Annotated in this window: 1 protein-coding gene; it reads right to left on the reverse strand. The window is 69.0% G+C overall.

Going from position 1 to position 555, the window contains the following annotated elements:
• The coding region (locus ABTU92_RS30785) for a TRAP transporter large permease subunit (RefSeq protein ID WP_408095314.1) at positions 1-359 on the reverse strand (359 nt) is incomplete at its 3' end.
• Between the last annotated feature and the right edge of the window lie 196 nt (positions 360-555).

The following is a 555-nucleotide window of genomic DNA, read 5'->3' on the forward strand; positions in this document are numbered from 1 at the left end:
GTGGCGAGCGACGAGCCGCAGATCGCTCCGAACGCGGCGCAGCCGCCGATGGTGGCGACCGCGAGGCCGCCGCGCCAGTGCCCGAGCCAGGCGCGCGCGGTGCGGAACAGCCGCGCGTTCATGCCGCCACGACTGGCGAACTCGCCCATCAGCAGGAACAGCGGCAGCACCGAGAGGCCGTTGTTGGCGAACTTGGAGTAGGTGATGGTCTTGAGCGTGCTCAGGAGCGGCAGCCAGCCGTTGATCGCCGCGTAGCCGAGGCCGCCGACCAGCAGCATGGCGCCGGCGACCGTCATGCGCAGGGCGATCAGCACCAGCGCGGCGACGAACATGATGAGGCCGATGTCGAAACGGTCCATGGGTCTTGCTCTGCGGATGCGCCGGTCAGCCGAAATGCACTTCGTCGGCGGGGGCGGACAGGCGTCCGCGAGCCCGCAGGACGCATTCGAAGGCGACGTACAGGATGACGGCGATCCACAGCACGGAGGCAACGCTGCCCACGGCGTAGACCCACCATTCGGGGATCTCGAGGAACATGCTGGCCTGCTCGCGTCC

It is taken from the genome of Rhodoplanes sp. SY1 (assembly GCF_046000175.1).
Classification (GTDB): Bacteria; Pseudomonadota; Alphaproteobacteria; order Rhizobiales; family Xanthobacteraceae; genus Rhodoplanes.